The sequence below is a fragment of the Mycobacterium hackensackense genome (assembly GCF_025822555.1).
GTDB classification, from domain to species: domain Bacteria; phylum Actinomycetota; class Actinomycetes; order Mycobacteriales; family Mycobacteriaceae; genus Mycobacterium; species Mycobacterium fluoranthenivorans.
Window position 1 is genome coordinate 1,674,834 of the sequence record NZ_JACKUC010000030.1, and the last position, 17,976, is coordinate 1,692,809.

At 65.7% G+C, this 17,976-nt stretch carries 18 protein-coding genes; 11 read left to right on the top strand and 7 right to left on the bottom strand.

Going from position 1 to position 17,976, the window contains the following annotated elements; all coding sequences use genetic code 11:
* Window positions 1–71 precede the first annotated feature (71 nt).
* The 3 genes from H7J86_RS17550 to H7J86_RS17560 all read left to right on the top strand — a co-directional run bounded on the left by H7J86_RS17550 (window position 72) and on the right by H7J86_RS17560 (window position 3,918).
* Window positions 72–500: a DUF6636 domain-containing protein gene (locus tag H7J86_RS17550; RefSeq protein ID WP_090354234.1), complete on the top strand. Its 429-nt coding sequence runs from the start codon at window positions 72–74 to the stop codon at window positions 498–500.
* Between the two features lie 83 nt (window positions 501–583).
* Complete coding sequence (locus H7J86_RS17555) at window positions 584–1,561, top strand: cation diffusion facilitator family transporter (RefSeq protein WP_267292343.1); 978 nt, start codon at window positions 584–586, stop codon at window positions 1,559–1,561.
* Window positions 1,562–1,632: 71 nt separating this feature from the next.
* A complete protein-coding gene (locus tag H7J86_RS17560) occupies window positions 1,633–3,918 on the top strand; it encodes an FdhF/YdeP family oxidoreductase (RefSeq protein ID WP_267292345.1) in 2,286 nt (761 codons plus the stop codon).
* Window positions 3,919–3,942: 24 nt separating this feature from the next.
* On the opposite strand, the gene ipdC is transcribed toward H7J86_RS17560, so the two are convergent.
* The 4 genes from ipdC to echA20 are packed head-to-tail and all read right to left on the bottom strand — an operon-like array spanning window position 3,943 to window position 7,398.
* Entirely contained in the window at window positions 3,943–5,016 is a 1,074-nt protein-coding gene (ipdC, locus tag H7J86_RS17565) for a (3aS,4S,5R,7aS)-5-hydroxy-7a-methyl-1-oxo-octahydro-1H-indene-4-carboxyl-CoA dehydrogenase (protein ID WP_090354236.1), read from the bottom strand.
* Window positions 5,017–5,018: 2 nt separating this feature from the next.
* On the bottom strand, window positions 5,019–5,765 hold the full coding sequence (ipdB, locus tag H7J86_RS17570; RefSeq protein WP_267292347.1) for a cholesterol ring-cleaving hydrolase subunit IpdB: 747 nt from the start codon (window positions 5,763–5,765) through the stop codon (window positions 5,019–5,021).
* On the bottom strand, window positions 5,765–6,643 hold the full coding sequence (locus tag H7J86_RS17575; RefSeq protein WP_090354239.1) for a CoA transferase subunit A: 879 nt from the start codon (window positions 6,641–6,643) through the stop codon (window positions 5,765–5,767). Before H7J86_RS17575 ends, ipdB begins: the two co-directional genes overlap by 1 nt.
* Window positions 6,640–7,398: a (7aS)-7a-methyl-1,5-dioxo-2,3,5,6,7,7a-hexahydro-1H-indene-carboxyl-CoA hydrolase gene (echA20, locus tag H7J86_RS17580; RefSeq protein WP_090354241.1), complete on the bottom strand. Its 759-nt coding sequence runs from the start codon at window positions 7,396–7,398 to the stop codon at window positions 6,640–6,642. Before echA20 ends, H7J86_RS17575 begins: the two co-directional genes overlap by 4 nt.
* A gap of 58 nt (window positions 7,399–7,456) precedes the next feature.
* Here echA20 and H7J86_RS17585 point away from each other — a divergent pair, with 58 nt between their 5' ends.
* Complete coding sequence (locus H7J86_RS17585) at window positions 7,457–8,230, top strand: SDR family oxidoreductase (protein WP_267292349.1); 774 nt, start codon at window positions 7,457–7,459, stop codon at window positions 8,228–8,230.
* A gap of 13 nt (window positions 8,231–8,243) precedes the next feature.
* On the top strand, window positions 8,244–9,149 hold the full coding sequence (locus H7J86_RS17590; RefSeq protein ID WP_267292351.1) for an SDR family oxidoreductase: 906 nt from the start codon (window positions 8,244–8,246) through the stop codon (window positions 9,147–9,149).
* Between the two features lie 51 nt (window positions 9,150–9,200).
* Here H7J86_RS17590 and H7J86_RS17595 read toward each other — a convergent pair whose 3' ends face one another.
* The 3 genes from H7J86_RS17595 to H7J86_RS17605 are packed head-to-tail and all read right to left on the bottom strand — an operon-like array spanning window position 9,201 to window position 11,261.
* Window positions 9,201–9,689, bottom strand: coding sequence for a nitroreductase family deazaflavin-dependent oxidoreductase (locus H7J86_RS17595; RefSeq protein ID WP_090354246.1), 489 nt, complete (start codon window positions 9,687–9,689; stop codon window positions 9,201–9,203).
* Window positions 9,690–9,702: 13 nt separating this feature from the next.
* Window positions 9,703–10,089, bottom strand: a complete 387-nt coding sequence (locus H7J86_RS17600) for a DUF8021 domain-containing protein (protein WP_090354248.1) — start codon at window positions 10,087–10,089, stop codon at window positions 9,703–9,705.
* Between the two features lie 8 nt (window positions 10,090–10,097).
* Window positions 10,098–11,261, bottom strand: coding sequence for a steroid 3-ketoacyl-CoA thiolase (locus H7J86_RS17605; protein WP_090354250.1), 1,164 nt, complete (start codon window positions 11,259–11,261; stop codon window positions 10,098–10,100).
* A 122-nt stretch (window positions 11,262–11,383) separates the two neighbouring features.
* On the opposite strand from H7J86_RS17605, the gene H7J86_RS17610 reads away from it, so the two are divergent.
* Genes H7J86_RS17610 through ltp2 form a run of 6 tightly spaced genes read left to right on the top strand, consistent with a single transcriptional unit; the run spans window position 11,384 to window position 17,455 of the window.
* Window positions 11,384–12,616, top strand: a complete 1,233-nt coding sequence (locus tag H7J86_RS17610) for a cytochrome P450 (protein WP_090354251.1) — start codon at window positions 11,384–11,386, stop codon at window positions 12,614–12,616.
* A gap of 40 nt (window positions 12,617–12,656) precedes the next feature.
* Complete coding sequence (locus H7J86_RS17615) at window positions 12,657–13,673, top strand: acyl-CoA dehydrogenase family protein (protein WP_267292353.1); 1,017 nt, start codon at window positions 12,657–12,659, stop codon at window positions 13,671–13,673.
* Window positions 13,674–13,732: 59 nt separating this feature from the next.
* Window positions 13,733–14,896 (top strand): acyl-CoA dehydrogenase FadE29, encoded by a 1,164-nt coding sequence (gene fadE29 / locus H7J86_RS17620; protein ID WP_187097115.1) that lies wholly within the window; start codon window positions 13,733–13,735, stop codon window positions 14,894–14,896.
* Window positions 14,893–15,885, top strand: a complete 993-nt coding sequence (locus tag H7J86_RS17625) for a bifunctional MaoC family dehydratase N-terminal/OB-fold nucleic acid binding domain-containing protein (RefSeq protein ID WP_267292355.1) — start codon at window positions 14,893–14,895, stop codon at window positions 15,883–15,885. Before fadE29 ends, H7J86_RS17625 begins: the two co-directional genes overlap by 4 nt.
* Window positions 15,882–16,280 (top strand): MaoC family dehydratase, encoded by a 399-nt coding sequence (locus H7J86_RS17630; protein WP_170847108.1) that lies wholly within the window; start codon window positions 15,882–15,884, stop codon window positions 16,278–16,280. The genes H7J86_RS17625 and H7J86_RS17630 overlap by 4 nt, the downstream gene beginning before the upstream one ends.
* 20 nt (window positions 16,281–16,300) lie before the next feature.
* Window positions 16,301–17,455 carry a 17-hydroxy-3-oxo-4-pregnene-20-carboxyl-CoA lyase gene (ltp2, locus tag H7J86_RS17635; RefSeq protein ID WP_170847141.1) on the top strand — a complete coding sequence of 385 codons (1,155 nt, stop codon included), beginning with the start codon at window positions 16,301–16,303 and terminating at the stop codon, window positions 17,453–17,455.
* Window positions 17,456–17,976 lie beyond the last annotated feature (521 nt).

Below are 17,976 nucleotides of genomic sequence, written 5' to 3' on the forward strand. Positions count from 1 at the left end.
ATTCCATCAAGGCGCCGCGCCCATTCTTTGTCTCAACAGCCCATTCGGGGCTCCCGGACAAAGGACCAGCGATGCACACCATCGTCAAGGCGGCGGTCGCCGTCACCGCGGCCACTGCCGTCGCGGCATTCGCGATTCCCGCAACCGCACAGGCGGCATTCCAGTCGCCCTCGTCCAATATCACCTGTTACATGGGGCACGACCCCAACGGAGCCGTGTCCGTCACCTGTGCCATCGCGCAGAAGTACTGGACTGCTCCGCCCCGGCCCGACGACTGCCACCTCGACTGGGGTAGCAGATTGCGGCTGGAGCAGGCACTGCCGGCCCGCTTCGCCTGCTACGGCCAGTCGATGCCCGCACCCGAACAGACGTTGGCCTACGGGACGTCCCTCTCCGACGGCACCCTGGTCTGCTACAGCAAGACCACCGGGATCACCTGCAGCGACACCTACACCGGCCACTATTTCAAGGTCTCGCGGGAGGGCTACGAGCTCGGCTGACCGAGTTGTCCAGAGAAGGCTTTATCGCCGGGTCGGAACGTCGCGGCCTGCGTCGCCCGGGTTCGCCGCTCTAGGGTGCAGGCATGGGCAATTCTGGGGACGACGCAGCGCAGAACCAGAGCTTGCTGATCGTCATCATCGCGCTCGGTGCGAATGTGCTTATCGCCGTGGCCAAAACAGCGGTGGCGAGCGTGACCGGATCGGCGTCGATGCTGGCCGAGGCGGCGCATTCCTGGGCCGACACCGGCAACGAGGTGTTCCTGCTGATCGGGACTCGCAGGTCGGAGAAGCCGCCGGATGCCGAGCACCGGCTCGGCTACGGCCGGGCCGGTTACATCTGGTCGATGTTCGCGGCCTTCGGACTGTTCAGTGTCGGGGCCGCGGTGTCGATCTGGCACGGGGTGCAGTCACTGGGCGGTGAGGCAGAAGCGACGTCCTATGTCTGGGCGTATGCGGTGCTGGGGGTGTCTTTCGTGCTGGAGGGCACCTCGTTCCTGCAGGCCTTGAACCAGACCAGATCCGGTGCGGCACAGCGCCGGATTCACCCGCTGCGCTATGTCCGGGTCATGTCGAACCCGATGCTGCGGTCGGTGTTCGCGGAAGACCTCTCGGCGTTGATCGGGATCGTCCTCGCTTCCGCCGGCATCCTGGCCCATCAGCTCACCGGGAACGCGGTCTGGGATGCCGTCGGCTCCATCCTGGTCGGCATCCTGTTGGGTGGGGTCGCGCTCTTCCTCATCGGTCGCAACATGGACTTCCTGACGGGTGAAGCCGTCACCCCGCTGGCCCGCAACACGGCGCTGCAAGGTCTGCTCGACCACCACGATGTCGAGCGGGTCAGCTACCTGCACATGGAATGGGTAGGCGCGGACCGGATCTACCTGGTGGCCGCCGTGGACCTGGTCGGCGATGCGGCCGAATCCAACGTCGCCGCCCGGCTCAACGCCATCGCCGACGAACTGCAGTCGCGGCCCACCATCGTGCGCGCCGTCCTGACGCTGACGCGGCCAGGTGACCCCACCGATCTTCGGCCGGTTGACCTGCCGGACTGGTACCGCTGAGCGGTGCGGGGCGGGTCGAGAGTTATCGGTGTTGGTAGGCGTCGGCGCTTCACGTCGAGCAGACTGAGATCATGACCGACCGAGGCACCGACGACAGCGACCGGCACCGCCCGGAGTTCCATCCGTATCACCACCCGGCCGCCGGGTGGGGAGCGGCCGTCAGCGTCACCAAGTTCCTGGCCCGTGAACGTGAGCCGTTCGACGGACCCCGGGCCATCATGAAGATGAATCACGAGAACGGTGGGTTCGACTGCCCCGGCTGTGCGTGGCCCGATGACCTCAAGGGCCTCAAGCTCGACATTTGCGAGAACGGCATCAAACACGTCACGTGGGAGATGACGCACAAGCGTTGCGGTCCGGAGTTCTTTGCCGCACATACGGTCTCCGAGCTGGCGGGCTGGAGCGACTTCGCGCTGGAAGACCAGGGCCGGCTGACCGAACCGATGGTCTACAACCCGGATACCGACCACTATGAGCCGATCGGCTGGGCGGAGGCATTCGCCTTGGTCGGCGGGGCCCTTGCCGATCTCGACGACCCGAATCAGGCCGCGTACTACACCTCGGGCCGACTCGGGAACGAAGCGACTTTTCTCTACCAGCTAATGGCCCGCGAGCTGGGGACCAACAATCTTCCGGACTGTTCGAACATGTGTCACGAGGCGAGCGGGCGCGCGATGCAGGCCGCGCTGGGCACCGGTAAGGGCACCGTGGACCTCGCGGACTGGGAGACGGCCGACGCCCTGTTCATTCTCGGGGTCAACGCCGCGTCCAACGCGCCCCGGATGTTGACCGCGCTGTCGGAGGCCTATCGCCGCGGCGCGCAGATCGTGCACATCAACCCGCTCGTCGAGGGCGGCGCCACCAGGACCATCATCCCGCACGACCTCCTGCGGATGGCGACCTTCAGATCGACCAAGACCAGCACCTTGAACCTGCAACCCAGGATCGGTGGCGATCTGGCCCTGATCCGTGGCATCGCCAAAGTCGTTCTGGAACAGTCGAAGACCGACCCCAAGGCGCTCGACATCGAATTCATCGAACGCTTCACCGCCGGTTTCGAGCAGTACCGCAGCGTGGTCGAAGCCACCCCATGGGACGAGATCGAGCGGAAATCCGGGGTGACCGAGCGTGATATCCGCAGTGCCGCAAAGATCTACCGGGATGCCGACCGCAGCATCATCAGCTGGTGCCTGGGTGTCACCCAGCACGAACACGGCGTCGACACCGTCCGCGAAATCGTCAACCTGCTGCTGCTGCGGGGCAATCTGGGCCGGGAAGGCGCGGGGCCGTCGCCGGTGCGCGGTCACAGCAATGTGCAGGGCAACCGCACCTGCGGTATCGATCACCGACCCACCGAGGACTTCCTGGACAGGCTGGCCGAGGTCTGCAAGATCGACCCGCCCCGCGCACACGGCCTGGACACCGTCAGGACCATCGAGGCCATGCACAGCGGCGCGCTGAAGGTGTTCGTGGGTATGGGCGGCAACTTCGCCGCCGCCGCACCCGACACCGAATACACCTATGCCGGGCTCCGGAAATGCGAACTCACCGTGCAGGTCAGTACCAAACTGAACCGCAGCCACGTCGTCCACGGCCGCCGCGCCCTGATCCTGCCCTGCCTCGGCCGGACCGAGAAGGACCACCAGCGCTCAGGCGTGCAGTCCTGCTCGGTGGAGGATTCGATGAGCATGGTGCACCTGTCGCGCGGAATGAAGACGCCCGCATCCCCGGAGCTGATGTCGGAGCCGGCCATCATCGCGGGTATTGCCGCGGCAGCCCTGCCCGGCAGCGCCACACCGTGGCAGTGGTACGTCGAGGATTACGACCGGATCCGCGACACGATGGCCAGGGTGCTCGACGGATTCGAGGACTTCAACCGGCGGGTCCGCCTGCCGCTGGGGTTCCGGATCAAGCAGCCGGCCCGCGAACTCGTCTTCCTGACTCCTTCGGGCAAGGCCGAATTCTGGTCGCCCCCGCTACCCGACGACAGTGTCGCCGACGACAGCCTCGTCCTTGCGACACTGCGGTCGCACGATCAGTGGAACACCACCGTCTACTCCGACAATGACCGCTACCGCGGTGTGAAGAATTTGCGCACGCTAGTCTTCATGAACGCCGAGGACATGGCCGATCGGGGGATTCGGGAGTTCGACGAGGTCGATATCGTGGCCACCGCACGTGACGGGAGCACGCGATCGCTACGCCGGTACAAGGCCATTCCGTACAGCATTCCCCGAGGGAACGCCGCCGGCTATATGCCGGAGATGAACGTGCTGTGCGCCATCGGCGATTACAGCACGCAGAGCGACCAGCCGATCATGAAGAACATCAAGGTGCGGGTGCAGCGCTCCGGCTGACTTCGGCGACAAGCGCAGCCGGAGTCACGCCCGGATGTATTTGGCGGCCGACTCCAGATGCTCGATCGCCTCGGCGACGATCGCCGGAACCAGCTCCGCGCAGGTCGGAAGGTCGTCGATGATGCCGGCCACCTGACCCGAGGCCAGCACGCCGGCGTCGGTGTTGCCCTCGACCAGGCCGGCCTTGAGCAGCATCGGGGTGTTCGCCGCCATCACCACCTGGGACCAGGTCAAATCCTTGCCGTGGCGCATGGCCAGACCGTCGGTGACCATCGACTTCCAGGTCATGCCGGACATCTTCTTGAACTTCTGGGCATTGGCCACCGCGGCAGCCAAACCTCTTACTGGTGAGCCACTTTCGAGCTTCTCGACCAGGCCGGTGCGGAGTACCCGGTGTGGCATCCCGTCGACGCGGGTGGACACCACCGTGCCGTCCAGCGCCGCCTCCAGATAGCGCCGCTTCACGGCGTCGGGCACCGTCGAATCGGCGGTCAGCAAGAAGCGGGTACCCATCGCGACTCCGGCGGCACCGTAGGACAACGCGGCGGCCAGCCCGCGACCGTCGAAGAACCCGCCCGCGGCGATCACCGGCATGCCGGTGTCGGCGACGGCGTCGAGCACCGAGGGTAGCAGCAGCGTGGTGGCGATCGGTCCGGTGTGGCCACCGCCCTCACCGCCCTGCACGATGACCGCGTCGGCCCCCCAGCTCGCCACCTTTTTGGCGTGCTTGGCCAGTCCGACCGAGGGGATGACCACCACGCCGGCTTCTTTGAGCCTGGCGATCAGGTCCGGCTTGGGAGCCAGGGCGAAGGAGGCGACTTTGACTCCTTCGCGGATCAGGAGGTCGACGCGATCATTTGCGTCGCCGGCGTCGGCACGGATATTGATGCCGAACGGTTTGTCGGTGGTCGCCTTGACCTTGGTGACCGCGGTCTGCAGTTCCGCGAGCGTCATGGTCGCCGAGGCGAGGATGCCCAGGCCGCCCGCGTTGGAGGTCGCCGCAACCAGCCGGGCACCCGCGACCCAGCCCATCCCGGTCTGCACGACGGGGTGCTCAATGCCGACCAGTTCGGTCAGCGGTGTGACGAGATTGCTCATGGCTAGACCTTGACCTCTTTGTCGCGCAACGACTTCGGGTCTATGACTTCGTGCAGCAGTTCCTGCTCTTCGCCGGTCGGCACCCGGGTGGTGGCGGCCTCGGACAGGCCGTGCACCTCGAAGGAGGTGTTCTCGGCGACCTGATCGGCCTCCACCCCGGGGTGCAGTGAGACCGCCCGGAACTGGTGATCGGGGCCGTTGAAATCGAAGACGCCCAGGTTGGTCACCACCCGGAAGATGTTGGCGAAGCGGTAGGCGGGATTGTCGGGATCGATCTTGTCCCAACCGATCCCGGACACGATGTCCACGGTATCGGTGAACACCCTCTTGGAGTGGTTGCCCACGAAGTAGCTGGTGGCGTGGTTGATGGTGTTGCCGGGCGCACCGCGCACCCCGAACATCTGTCGGGTCGGGTGCTGGATCGGCCCGAATGCGGACAGGTTCTGGTTGCCGTACCGGTCGATCTGGTTGGCGCCCATCACGACATGGCGGCGCCCCCAAGCCAGGGTCTCGAAGACCCGGCCGAAGGGCATCCAGCCCTCGATGGCCGCCGGCGCACCGATGGCCGGGGTGTCGGCGATGATGCGGGCCTCCCCGTCGGTCAGCACGATGTCGGGGGAGAAGGTCAGTCGCGCCAGCCGAGCCCCGATCTGGACGATGGTGGTCATCGGCGAGACCATGATCTCGCCGGCGTCGCGGAACAGTTCGGCGCACGCGACGGCGCACACCTCGGCACGGGTCACCGACATCACTTGGCCCCTTCCTTCTGCGCTTCGGCGAACTTACGTACCGCTGCTTGGTAATCGGCCTCGCTGCCGGACAGATACGTCTTCACGAACCCGGCCCAGGTCTCCTCGGAGCCCGCGGCCTCGGCGTAGTGGCGCTGGAACTTCTCGTCGCGCTTGTAGTCGGGTTCGTTGGTGGTGAAATGCGCTCCGTTGGGCGCTTCGACCACCACGTCGACCATCATCCGGTTGATCAGTAGCTGCTGTGGCACCACCGACTTCACCAGTTCTTCGGTGGACACCACCTTCTCCACGCTCAGGAAGCGCTTCTGGGCCGACATCAGGAACAGGTCGTCGAAGTACGGGTCGATCCCGGTGTAGGCGGCATTGCCGCGCTCGTCACCGAGGTTCATGTGGACGAAGGCCGCGTCGAGATTCAGCGCCGGCATCGCGATGAGTTCCTGGTTGTCATAGGGCGATTTCACCGTCTTGAGCTCGTCACCCCAGAACGCGCGGACGTCGCTGCCCAGTCCGGCCCGGATCGGCAGGAACGGCAGGCGTTGTGCGGCGGCCTGCAGGCCACAACGCAGCATGCCCTCGTCCATCTCGCGCGCCTCGATGGCGCCGGTGGTGCGGGCCTTGGCGAACCAGGGATCGTAGAACGGCGGCGAGTCCAGCGACACGAAGCCGTAGTAGACGCGCTTGACCTTGCCTGCCGAGCACAACAGACCCAGATCCGGTCCGCCGTAGGTGACCACGGTCAGGTCGGTGACATCGGTGCGCAGCAGCGCTCGGATGAAGGCCATCGGCTTGCGTCGCGAGCCCCAGCCACCGATACCGATGGTCATCCCGCTCTCGATGGACGAGACGGCCTCGTCCAGCGTTGTTCTCTTATCGCTCATGCCTTCTCGCCCTTCGAAGTCCCCGCGAACGCATCCCGGTGCTCGTCGGAGACGCCGGCGAGGTTCAGCTCGAACGTGAAGCCCTGCTCCATGCGGTAGCGCGCGGTGACCGGCTGTACGTCGATGAAATTCAGCGCTTCCTTGGCGGCGCGGATCACCCGGGTGTCCTTGCTGGCGATATCGCGAGCGACCCGCAGCGCGGACTCGTCGAGGTCGGCGCGCGGCACCACCTCGTGCACGGACCCGAAGTGGTGCAGGGTGTTCGCGTCCACGGTGGCGGCGGTGAAGAACAGCCTGCGCATCAGATGCTGGGGGACCAAGCGGGACAGGTGGGTGGCTGCGCCCAGAGCGCCGCGTTCCACCTCGGGGAGGCCGAACTTCGCGTCATCGGAGGCGACGATGACATCGGCGTTGCCGACGAGCCCGATACCGCCGCCGACGCAGAAGCCGTTGACGGCCGCGACCACCGGCACCTCGCATTCGTACACGGCTTTGAATGCGTGGTAGCAGCCGCGGTTGGCATCGATGAGCGCGGTGAAACCCTCGGTGTTCTGCATCTCTTTGATGTCCACGCCGGCGTTGAAGCCGCGGCCTTCGGCCCGCAGGATCACCACGTGGGTGCTGCGGTCACGGCCGGCGGCGGTGATGGCATCGCCGAGCTCGAACCATCCGCGGGACGGGATGGCATTGACCGGTGGGTAGTTGACGGTGACCGAGACGATGCCCGGTTCGACTGTCGCGGTGGTGATGGTCATCAGTCACTTCCTGGAGGGGTCGCTACCTAAGCAAGCACTTGCTTGGTACGCTAGCACAGTGACTGACGCGGCTGGAATCAATCTGCAACTCGCGGGCCGGGTGGTCCTGGTGACCGGCGGGGTGCGTGGGGTCGGCGCCGGGATCAGTGCGGTGTTCGCGGCTCAGGGGGCCACCGTCGTGACGTGTGCGCGCCGCCCGGTGCAGGGTTCGCCCTATGAGTTCCATTCGTGCGATATCCGCGACGACGCTTCGGTGAAGGCCCTCGTCGACGCGATCGTCACTGCCCACGGCCGTCTGGATGTGGTGGTCAACAACGCCGGTGGCTCGCCCTATGTGCTCGCCGCCGACGCCTCGGCGAAGTTCAGCACCAAGATCATCGAACTCAATCTGATCGGGGCGCTGTCGGTATCGACTCACGCCAACGCCGTGATGCAGACCCAGGACACCGGCGGTTCGATCGTCAACATCTCCAGCGTCAGTGGGCACCGGCCGACACCGGGCACCGCGGCCTACGGGGCGGCCAAGGCGGGCATCGACAACCTCACCTCCACCCTGGCCGTGGAATGGGCGCCCAAGGTGCGGGTCAACTCGGTGGTGGTCGGCATGGTGGAGACCGAACAGTCCGAGCTGTTCTACGGCGACGCCGACTCCATCGCGGCCATCTCCAAGAATGTGCCCTTGGGCCGCCTCGCCAAGCCGGCCGATATCGGTTGGGCAACAGCATTTCTGGCTTCCGAAGCAGCTTCCTACATCAGTGGTGCCGCGCTACAGGTGCACGGCGGTGGCGAGCCGCCGCACTACCTGAGCACCACGACCGCCGACATCAAATAAAGGAGAGACAACAATGGGTTTGCTTGACGGCCGCGTGGTCATCGTGACGGGTGCCGGTGGCGGGATCGGCCGGGCGCATGCGCTCGCCTTCGCCGCCGAAGGCGCGCGCGTGGTGGTCAACGACATCGGTGTCGGGCTGGACGGTTCGCCCGCCGGTGGCGGCAGCGCCGCACAGAGCGTCGTCGACGAGATCGTCGCTGCCGGAGGCGAAGCCGTCACCAGCGGCGCGAACGTTGCGGACTGGGCACAGGCCGAGGGGCTCATCCAGACCGCGGTCGACGCGTTCGGGGGGCTCGACGTGCTGGTCAACAACGCCGGCATCGTGCGGGACCGGATGTTCGCCAACACCTCGGAAGAGGAATTCGACGCCGTCACGGCCGTCCATCTCAAGGGCCACTTCGCCACCATGAAGCACGCCGCGGCCTACTGGCGTGCCCAGTCCAAGGCCGGCAACACCGTCGACGCCCGCATCATCAACACCAGCTCGGGCGCTGGTCTGCAGGGCAGTGTCGGGCAGGCCAACTACAGCGCGTCCAAGGCGGGTATCGCTGCGCTGACCCTGGTGGCCGCCGCGGAGATGGGCCGTTACGGCGTCAGCGTCAACGCCATCGCCCCGTCGGCGCGCACGCGCATGACCGAAACCGTGTTCGCGGACATGATGTCCACGCAGGGCGCCGATTTCGACGCCATGGCCCCGGAGAACATCTCACCGCTGGTGGTGTGGCTGGGCAGTGTCGAGGCCAAGGGCGTCACCGGCCGGGTGTTCGAGGTCGAGGGCGGCATCATCCGGGTCGCCGAGGGCTGGGCCCGCGGCGCCGAGATCGACAAGGGCGCACGATGGGATCCGGCAGAACTGGGCCCGGTGGTCAGCGACCTGCTGGCCAAGTCGCGCACACCGCTGCCGGTGTTCGGCGCCTAGGAACCTGGGCGCCTGCTCGGCCCCCGGCGCCGTGGCGCGACGGGGGCCCGCTTACGCGGGATCGCAGATGACGATCGGGATCTTGCGCTCGGTGTAGGAGCGGTAGTTCGCGAAGTCGGCGTACATGGCGTCGAGCTTGGGCCAGTACTCGTCGCGCTCGGCGTCCGTGGCGTCACGTGCGGTCAGCGTCAGCGTTTCGTGCTTGGTCTGGAACGACACCTTCGGGTTGGCCCGCAGGTTCAGGTACCACATGGGGTCGGTGTCGCGACCACCCTGCGACGCGACCAGGACGATGCGCTCGCCCTCCTGGAGGTACAGCAGCGGGCTGTCGCGGAGTTCACCGGATTTGCGGCCGGTCGTGGTGAGGATGCCGACCTCGGCGCCGTGCAGGAATTTGTCGCCCAGGCGGCCGTTGGTCTTCTTGAACAGCCAGGTCTGAGCGCGTGACATCCATTTGATCGCGGTGCCCACGCCCTTCGAGTTCAGCGACTCGATCTGCTTGGGGCTCAGCGGACGCGACTGCTTGGCAGGCTTGGACATCGAGGTGGGGACCCTATCGGCTGATGAACGGTGTCAGTGCGGCGCGGATGTGGTGGATCTTCGCCGAACCACTGGGATCGGACGCCGGGATCAGGAAGGTCTCGTCGACATGCGAGTTCACCCGGCGGCCGAACAGTCGCGGTTTGGTCAGCACGTCGAACTTCGCCCGGACGTGGTCACCGTCGACGGTGAACTCCGGTGGCGTCGTCGCTTCGATGATTTTGAACTGCGGACCGTGGTTGAGGCTGCGCCGCAAGTGATCTCCGGAACGGCCGGTCTTCAGGCCCATCTCGATCCGGATGCAGTCCGGTGTGAACGGCACGTCATCGGCGCGGTGTGTCACCAGGGCATCGATATACGCCTGGGCCGCCGCGATACGGTCCGCTTCTGAGAGTGACACCGACGGGCTCAGATTCTCTCGATGATGGTGCCGGTGGACAGGGCGCCACCCGCGCACATGGTGATGAGCGCGGTGCTCTTGTCGGTCCGCTCGAGCTCGTGCAGCGCCGTGGTGATGAGCCGCGCACCCGTCGAACCGACCGGATGGCCCAGCGCGATCGCGCCGCCGTTGACGTTGACCTTGTCCATATCGGCGTCATGCACCCGCGCCCAGGACAATACGACCGAGGCGAAGGCCTCGTTGATCTCCACGAGGTCGATATCGCCGAGCTTCATCCCGGCCTTCTCCAGCACCCGTGCGGTGGACTGGACCGGCCCGTCGAGGTGGTAGTAGGTCTCGGCGCCCACGTTGGCCTGCGCGATGATCCGGGCCCGGGGCTTCAGGCCATGGGCTTTTGCCACATCGCTGTCCATCCACAGCACCGCGGCGGCGCCGTCGGAGATCTGCGAGGACGTGCCTGCGGTGTGGATACCGCCCTCGATGACCGGCTTCAACGAGGCCAGCCCCTCCAGGGTGGTGTCCCGCGGGCCTTGGTCGCGCGACACCGGCGCCCACTCGGCGGTCGGCTGCTTGTTCTCGTCGAGGACCGGCGCCGAGATCGGGGAGATCTCACGATCGAAGCGGCCCTCGGCCCAGGCCTGCTTGGCCTTGGCTTGGGACGCCAGCCCGAGGGCGTCCACATCGGCGCGGGTGATGCCGCGGCGCTTGGCGATCCGCTCGGCGGCGTCGAACTGGTTGGGCATGTCGATATCCCACGACGCGGCGCGGATGAGGCTGCGGTCGGGACCGGCATTGGCCCCCAGCCCGACCCGGCTCATCGCCTCGATACCGCAGGCGATGCCGATGTCGATCGCGCCGGTGGCGATCAGGCCCGCGATCAGGTGGTTGGCCTGCTGGGCGCTGCCGCACTGGCAGTCGATGGTCGTGGCGCCGACATGTTCGGGCAGACCGGCGGTCAGCCAGCCCACGCGGGTGATGTTGTTGGACTGCTCGCCATACTGGGTGACGCAACCGCCGATGACCTGCTCGACGTCACCTGCGTCGATGCCGGCCTTCTCGACCACGGCCCGCTGCACGGCGCCGAGAAGTTCGGTGGCATGCAGGCCGGACAACCAGCCGTTGCGCTTGCCGATGGGGCTGCGGGTGGCTTCGACGATGACAGGGTTACCCATGTCGCCAGGCTAGAACACGTTCCATTAGTCTGACAAGCCGCGATGCCCCCGTGCCTTTCATCTGCGGTGGAGGCATGTTTTACTGACACTAGAACACGTTGCATTCTTAGGAGCGCAAAGCTATGCCATCCATCATCCCGAGCGACTTCGATCTCCTCGACGCGGCACTCAACCTGGAGCGCCTCCCCGTGGAAGAGCTGGCGGAACTTCGAAAATCCGAGCCCGTCCACTGGGTGGACGTGCCCGGTGGTACCGGCGGATTCGGCGACAAGGGCTACTGGCTCGTCACCAAGCATGCCGATGTCAAAGAGGTGTCCAAGCGCAACGACATCTTCGGCAGCTCGCCCGACGGTGCCATCCCGGTGTGGCCGCAGGAGATGACCCGCGAGGCGGTCGACCTGCAGAAGGCCGTGCTGCTGAATATGGATGCCCCGCAGCACACCCGACTGCGCAAGATTGTCTCCCGCGGCTTCACCCCGCGCGCGATCGGCCGTTTGGAGGCCGAACTCGCCGAGCGGGCCCAGAAGATCGCGCAGACCGCGGCCGCTGAGGGCTCCGGCGACTTCGTCGAGCAGGTGTCGTGTGAACTTCCGCTGCAGGCCATCGCCGGTCTGCTCGGTGTGCCACAAGAGGATCGCGACAAACTCTTCCGCTGGTCCAACGAGATGACCGCCGGCGAGGATCCCGAGTACGCCGATGTCGACCCGGCGATGTCCTCGTTCGAACTCATCACCTACGCCATGAAGATGGCCGAGGAACGGTCCAAGAACCCGACCGAGGACATCGTCACCAAGCTCATCGAGGCCGATATCGAGGGTGAGAAACTCTCCGACGACGAGTTCGGCTTCTTCGTGGTCATGCTCGCGGTCGCGGGCAACGAGACCACCCGAAACTCCATCACCCACGGCATGATCGCCTTCTCGCAGCACCCCGAGCAGTGGGAGCTGTACAAGAAGGAGCGCCCCGGTACCGCTGCCGACGAGATCGTCCGCTGGGCCACCCCGGTGTCGGCGTTCCAGCGCACCGCGCTCGAGGACACCGAACTGGGCGGCGTGGCGATCAAGAAGGGCGAACGGGTGGTGATGTCCTACCGCTCGGCCAACTTCGACGACGAGGTTTTTGACGCTCCTCACGACTTCAATATCCTTCGGGACCCGAATCCGCACGTCGGGTTCGGCGGCACCGGCGCGCACTACTGCATCGGCGCCAACCTGGCTCGGATGACCATCAACCTGATCTTCAACGCGGTCGCCGACCATATGCCCGACCTGAAGCCGATCGGCGAGCCCGAGCGGCTGAAGTCCGGCTGGCTCAATGGTATTAAGCATTGGCAGGTCGACTACACCGGTAAGTGACCAGTCTGTCACTGGCCGCATAGGCTCAAGGAGGAGTCGGGTGGATTTCAGTCCAAACCCGGAACAGCAGGCTGTCGCCGATGTGGTGACCTCTGTGCTCGATCGGGACAATAGTTGGGATGCACTGGTTTCCGGTGGCGTGACCGCGCTGGCCACGCCGGAGCGGCTCGGTGGTGACGGTCTCGGGCTGCTCGAGGTGGCCACCGCGCTGACCGAGATCGGGCGGCACGGCACCATCAGCCCCGCGTTGGCGACCCTCGGTCTCGGGTTGGTGCCCCTGCTCGACCTCGCCTCGGCGGAGCAGCAGGACCGATACCTGGCGGGCGTGGCCCAGGGGGCGGTGTTGTCGGCGGCGCTGAACGAGCAGGGCGTGTCGCTGCCGGAGCACCCCTCGACCGTGCTTTCGTGGTCCGCAGACGGACACAAGCTCAACGGCACCAAAATCGGTGTGCCGTATGCCGAGTCGGCGCAGTGGCTGCTCGTCACCACCGACAGCGCGGTGGTCGTCATCGCGCCGACGGCCGCGGGTGTGGCGCTCACCAAGACGCCGACCTCCAACGCGTCCGACGAGTATGTCGTGACGTTCACCGACGTGGAAGTGCCGGCGGCCGACGTCCTCGAGGGCGCCACCGTGGCACGGGTCAACCAGCTGGCGCTGGCGACGACGGGTGCGTTCGCGGCCGGTCTGGTCGCGGGCGCGCTGCGGTTGACCGCCGACTACGTGGCCACCCGCGAGCAGTTCGGTCGACCGCTCTCCACCTTCCAGACCGTTGCCGCACAGCTGTCCGAGATCTATATCGCCTCGCGGACCATCGATCTGCTGTCCACGTCGGCGGTTTGGCGGCTCGCAGAGGATCTGGACGCCGCCGAAGATCTGGCCATCCTGGGCTACTGGCTGACCTCGCAGGCCCCGCCCGCCATGCGTCTGAGCCACCATCTGCACGGCGGCATGGGTATGGACATCACCTATCCGATGGATCGGTACTACTCCTCGATCAAGGACCTCACCCGGCTGCTGGGGGGTCCGACGTATCGCCTGGATCTGGTGGGAGCCTGAATGGGCGAGCGAAGCGACGGGAAACGGGGCCGGACGAGCGAAGCGACGGGAAATAGAGTATGTACATCGATCTGACCCCGGAGCAGCGCAAGCTGCAATCCGAACTGCGAGAATACTTTTCAACTCTCGTTACGCCCGAAGAAGCACAGGCGATGGAGAGCGACCGGCACAACGAGGCCTACCGCGCGGTGATCAAGCGGATGGGCACGGACGGCAAGCTCGGCGTCGGCTGGCCCAAGGAGTACGGCGGCCTGGGCTTCGGCCCGATCGAGCAGCAGATCTTCATCAACGAGGCGAACCGCGCCGATATCCCGCTGCCGATGGTGACGCTGCAGACCGTCGGCCCGACCCTGCAAGTGCTGGGCACCGAGGAACAGAAGAATAAGTTCCTGCCGGGAATCCTGTCCGGTGACGTACATTTCGCGATCGGTTACTCAGAACCGGATGCCGGCACCGACCTGGCGTCGCTGCGCACCACCGCGGTGCGCCACGGTGACGAATACATCGTGAACGGCCAGAAGATGTGGACGACGGGCGCACACGACGCCGACTACATCTGGCTGGCCTGCCGCACCGATCCCGAAGCCGCCAAGCACAAGGGCATCTCGATCCTCATCGTCGACACCAAGGATCCGGGGTATTCGTGGACCCCGATCATCTTGTCCGACGGCGCACATCACACCAACGCGTCCTACTACAACGACGTCCGGGTACCCGCCGACATGCTGGTCGGTGAGGAGCACGGCGGCTGGAAACTGATCACCACCCAGCTCAACCACGAGCGAGTCGGCCTCGGTCCGGCCGGCCGGGTCGCCGGGATCTACGAACACGTGCGGGCATGGGCCGAGAAGCCGGCCGCCGACGGTGTGGCCCCGATCGAACACGATGACGCGAAGCACCTGCTCGGTCAGATCAAGGCCATCTGGCGGATCAACGAGCTGCTGAACTGGCAGGTCGCCGCATCCGGCGAGACCATCGCCGTCGCCGATGCCGCCGCGACGAAGGTCTTCTCCACCGAACGCATTCAAGAGGTGGGCAGGCTGGCCGAGGAGCTCGTCGGCCGATTCGGCAACCCGGCCGATCCGGACACCGCTCATCTGCAGGACTGGCTGGACAAGATGACCAAGCGAAACCTGGTCATCACGTTCGGCGGCGGGGTCAACGAGGTGATGCGCGAGATGATCGCCGCGTCCGGGTTGAAGGTGCCGAGGGTTCCCCGGTGACCGGCACGAGCGATCTGCAGGCCGGTATCGACGCCATCATCGCGTCGGGACGCGGTGAGCCGACGGTGGGCCGGGATCCGGTGAACCAGCCCATGATTCACCACTGGACCGACGCGATCGGCGACACCAACCCGATCTACGTCGACGATGCCGCGGCGCGGGCGGCCGGGCACGACGGCATCGTCGCGCCGCCCGCCATGATCCAGGTGTGGACCATGATGGGGCTGGGACGCGCGCGCTCGGAGGACGATCCGCTGGCGCGGGCCATGAAACTGTTCGACGACGCCGGGTACGTCGGCGTGGTCGCCACCAACTGCGACCAGACCTATCACCGCTACCTGAAGCCGGGTGAGCAGGTGGCCATGAGCGCCGAGATCGTCAGCATCATCGGACCCAAGCAGACCGCGCTGGGTGAGGGCTACTTCATCAATCAGAAGATCCGCTGGCACGTTGCTCGTGAAGACGGGGCTGACGAGGAAGTCGCCGATATGGACTGGCGCATCATGAAGTTCCTGCCGAGAGCGACGCCTGGCCAGGAAGATTCAGGCGAAACCGCATCGTTGCCCGAGGATCTCGATCCGGACAAGCTGATGCGGCCGTCCTCGTCGCGGGACACCAAGTTCTTCTGGGACGGTGTCAACGCGCACGAGTTACGCATCCAGCGCCGTCCGGACGGCACGCTGCAGCATCCGCCGGTGCCTGCGGTGTGGGCCGACAAGGAGGCGCCGGAGGATTATGTCGTCGCCTCCGGTAAGGGATCGGTGTTCAGCTACGTCGTGCACCATGCGCCGAAGGTGCCCGGCCGAAGCTTGCCGTTCGTCATCGCCCTGGTCGAGCTCGAGGAGGGCGTCCGCATGCTCGGCGAGCTGCGCGGAATCGAACCCGAGCAGGTGAAGATCGGATTGCCGGTGCGTGCCACGTATCTCGACTTCCCGGACAGTGAAGTCAGCCCGGCCTGGTCGCTGTATGCATGGGAGCCGCAAGCATGAGCGTGACGGCCGAGGTCGGGACCAAGCTGCCCGAACTGCAGATCTATGGCGACCCGACGTTCATCGTGTCGACCGCCATCGCGACCCGCGATTACCAGGACGTGCACCATGACCGGGACAAGGCGCAGGCCAAGGGGTCCAAGGACATCTTCGTCAACATCCTGACCGACACCGGTCTGGTGGGTCGCTATGTCACCGACTGGGCCGGTCCGAACGCGATCGTCACGTCGATCAAGCTGCGCCTCGGTGTGCCCTGGTATGCCTATGACACCATCACGTTCCGTGGTGAGGTGACCGCGGTCGAGGGCGACCGGGTGACGCTGAAAGTAGTGGGTAGCAACAGCCTTGGCGACCATGTCATCGCCACGTCCACGCTGACATTGGGGGACAAGTGACGCTGTCGAGCAAGGCCGGGTTGTCCGGAAAGGCGGCGATCGCCGGTATCGGTGCCACCGACTTCTCCAAGAACTCCGGCCGCAGCGAGCTGCGACTGGCTGCCGAGGCGGTCCTCGACGCCTTGGCCGACGCCGGCCTCGAACCGTCAGATGTCGACGGGCTCGTGACCTTCACCATGGACTCGAACCTGGAGACCGCCGTCGCGCGGTCGACCGGAATCGGGGAGCTGAAGTTCTTCAGTCAGATCGGCTACGGAGGTGGCGCCGCCGCGGCAACCGTGCAGCAGGCGGCCCTCGCGGTCGCTACAGGGGTCGCGGAAGTCGTGGTGGCGTATCGGGCCTTCAACGAGCGCTCGGAGTTCCGCTTCGGCCAGGTGATGACCGGCCTGACGATCAATGCCGACTCGCGCGGTGTGGAGTACAGCTGGTCCTACCCGCACGGGTTGAGCACACCCGCTGCCTCGGTCGCGATGATCGCCCAGCGATACATGCACGAATACGGCGCCACCAGTGCGGATTTCGGTGTCGTGTCGGTGGCGGACCGTAAACATGCAGCCAACAACCCCAAGGCGCACTTCTACGGCAAGCCGATCACCATCGAGGACCACCAGAACTCGCGGTGGATTGCCGAACCGCTGCGTTTGCTGGATTGCTGCCAGGAAACCGACGGCGGCGTGGCCATCGTCGTGACCACCCCCGAGCGGGCCAAGGATCTCAAGCATCGGCCCGCGATCATCGAGGCCGCCGCTCAGGGCGCGGGTGCCGATCAGTTCACCATGTACTCCTATTACCGCGATGAGCTCGGGCTGCCCGAGATGGGTCTGGTGGGCCGCCAACTGTGGGAGCAGAGCGGACTGGCGCCGACCGATATCCAGACGGCGATCCTGTATGACCACTTCACCCCGTACACGCTGATCCAGCTCGAGGAGCTGGGCTTCTGCGGTAAGGGGGAGGCCAAGGATTTCATCGCCGGAGGCGCCATCGAACTCGGCGGACGACTGCCGATCAACACCCATGGCGGTCAGCTCGGTGAGGCCTACATCCACGGGATGAACGGGATCGCCGAGGGCGTGCGCCAGCTTCGCGGAACGTCGGTCAATCAGGTCGACAACGTCGAGCATGTCCTCGTCACCGCGGGTACCGGCGTGCCCACGTCGGGGCTGATCCTAGGCTGAGAGCATCGGGGTGCCGGCCCCCCGGGGGGCCTTTCACACCGCCACAGCAAACTTACTAGCCTAGCTAGGTAGTATTGGTCCGGATCGCTGTGGTCGGGTCTGGATCGCACTTGCGCGCAGCCTCGGATTTCGTTCGATGGACGATTTGGTGGCCCTGAGCGTGCGGAATGCGGACCGCTGTGGGTGACCTTTGAACCGAAGGCCGACTTACTAAAACTATGACCAGGCATTCCGCCACTCCGCAGTGGCAGAATGCGTGAGAACCTGTACTTAGCTGGGTGGATGTGCTAGGCGGTGGCTTACGTCAACGCGGTCGCCCCGGCGAGACTATTTGCACTTGCAAGTCTTGCTCGGTCGTTATTTACGTGTACGTTGACCGTGATTATGGCAAATGTCTACAATCTGCCCATTGCAGGTGTGGGGCCTGTACGCAGTCAAAGGCCACGGGGGTGGGACCATTGATAGTCCAACAAATGTCACGAGCGGCGGTATTGACCAGGCAGCATGTCGTGCCGAGTCGG

Bases quoted from the DNA above. Each gene is read 5' to 3' on its own strand.
- H7J86_RS17550 (WP_090354234.1), top strand. From the start codon at position 72: ATGCACACCATCGTCAAGGCGGCGGTCGCCGTCACCGCGGCCACTGCC.
- H7J86_RS17555 (WP_267292343.1), top strand. From the start codon at position 584: ATGGGCAATTCTGGGGACGACGCAGCGCAGAACCAGAGCTTGCTGATC.
- H7J86_RS17560 (WP_267292345.1), top strand. From the start codon at position 1,633: ATGACCGACCGAGGCACCGACGACAGCGACCGGCACCGCCCGGAGTTC.
- ipdC (WP_090354236.1), bottom strand. From the start codon at position 5,016: ATGAGCAATCTCGTCACACCGCTGACCGAACTGGTCGGCATTGAGCAC.
- ipdB (WP_267292347.1), bottom strand. From the start codon at position 5,765: ATGTCGGTGACCCGTGCCGAGGTGTGCGCCGTCGCGTGCGCCGAACTG.
- H7J86_RS17575 (WP_090354239.1), bottom strand. From the start codon at position 6,643: ATGAGCGATAAGAGAACAACGCTGGACGAGGCCGTCTCGTCCATCGAG.
- echA20 (WP_090354241.1), bottom strand. From the start codon at position 7,398: ATGACCATCACCACCGCGACAGTCGAACCGGGCATCGTCTCGGTCACC.
- H7J86_RS17590 (WP_267292351.1), top strand. From the start codon at position 8,244: ATGGGTTTGCTTGACGGCCGCGTGGTCATCGTGACGGGTGCCGGTGGC.
- H7J86_RS17595 (WP_090354246.1), bottom strand. From the start codon at position 9,689: ATGTCCAAGCCTGCCAAGCAGTCGCGTCCGCTGAGCCCCAAGCAGATC.
- H7J86_RS17605 (WP_090354250.1), bottom strand. From the start codon at position 11,261: ATGGGTAACCCTGTCATCGTCGAAGCCACCCGCAGCCCCATCGGCAAG.
- H7J86_RS17610 (WP_090354251.1), top strand. From the start codon at position 11,384: ATGCCATCCATCATCCCGAGCGACTTCGATCTCCTCGACGCGGCACTC.
- fadE29 (WP_187097115.1), top strand. From the start codon at position 13,733: ATGTACATCGATCTGACCCCGGAGCAGCGCAAGCTGCAATCCGAACTG.
- H7J86_RS17630 (WP_170847108.1), top strand. From the start codon at position 15,882: ATGAGCGTGACGGCCGAGGTCGGGACCAAGCTGCCCGAACTGCAGATC.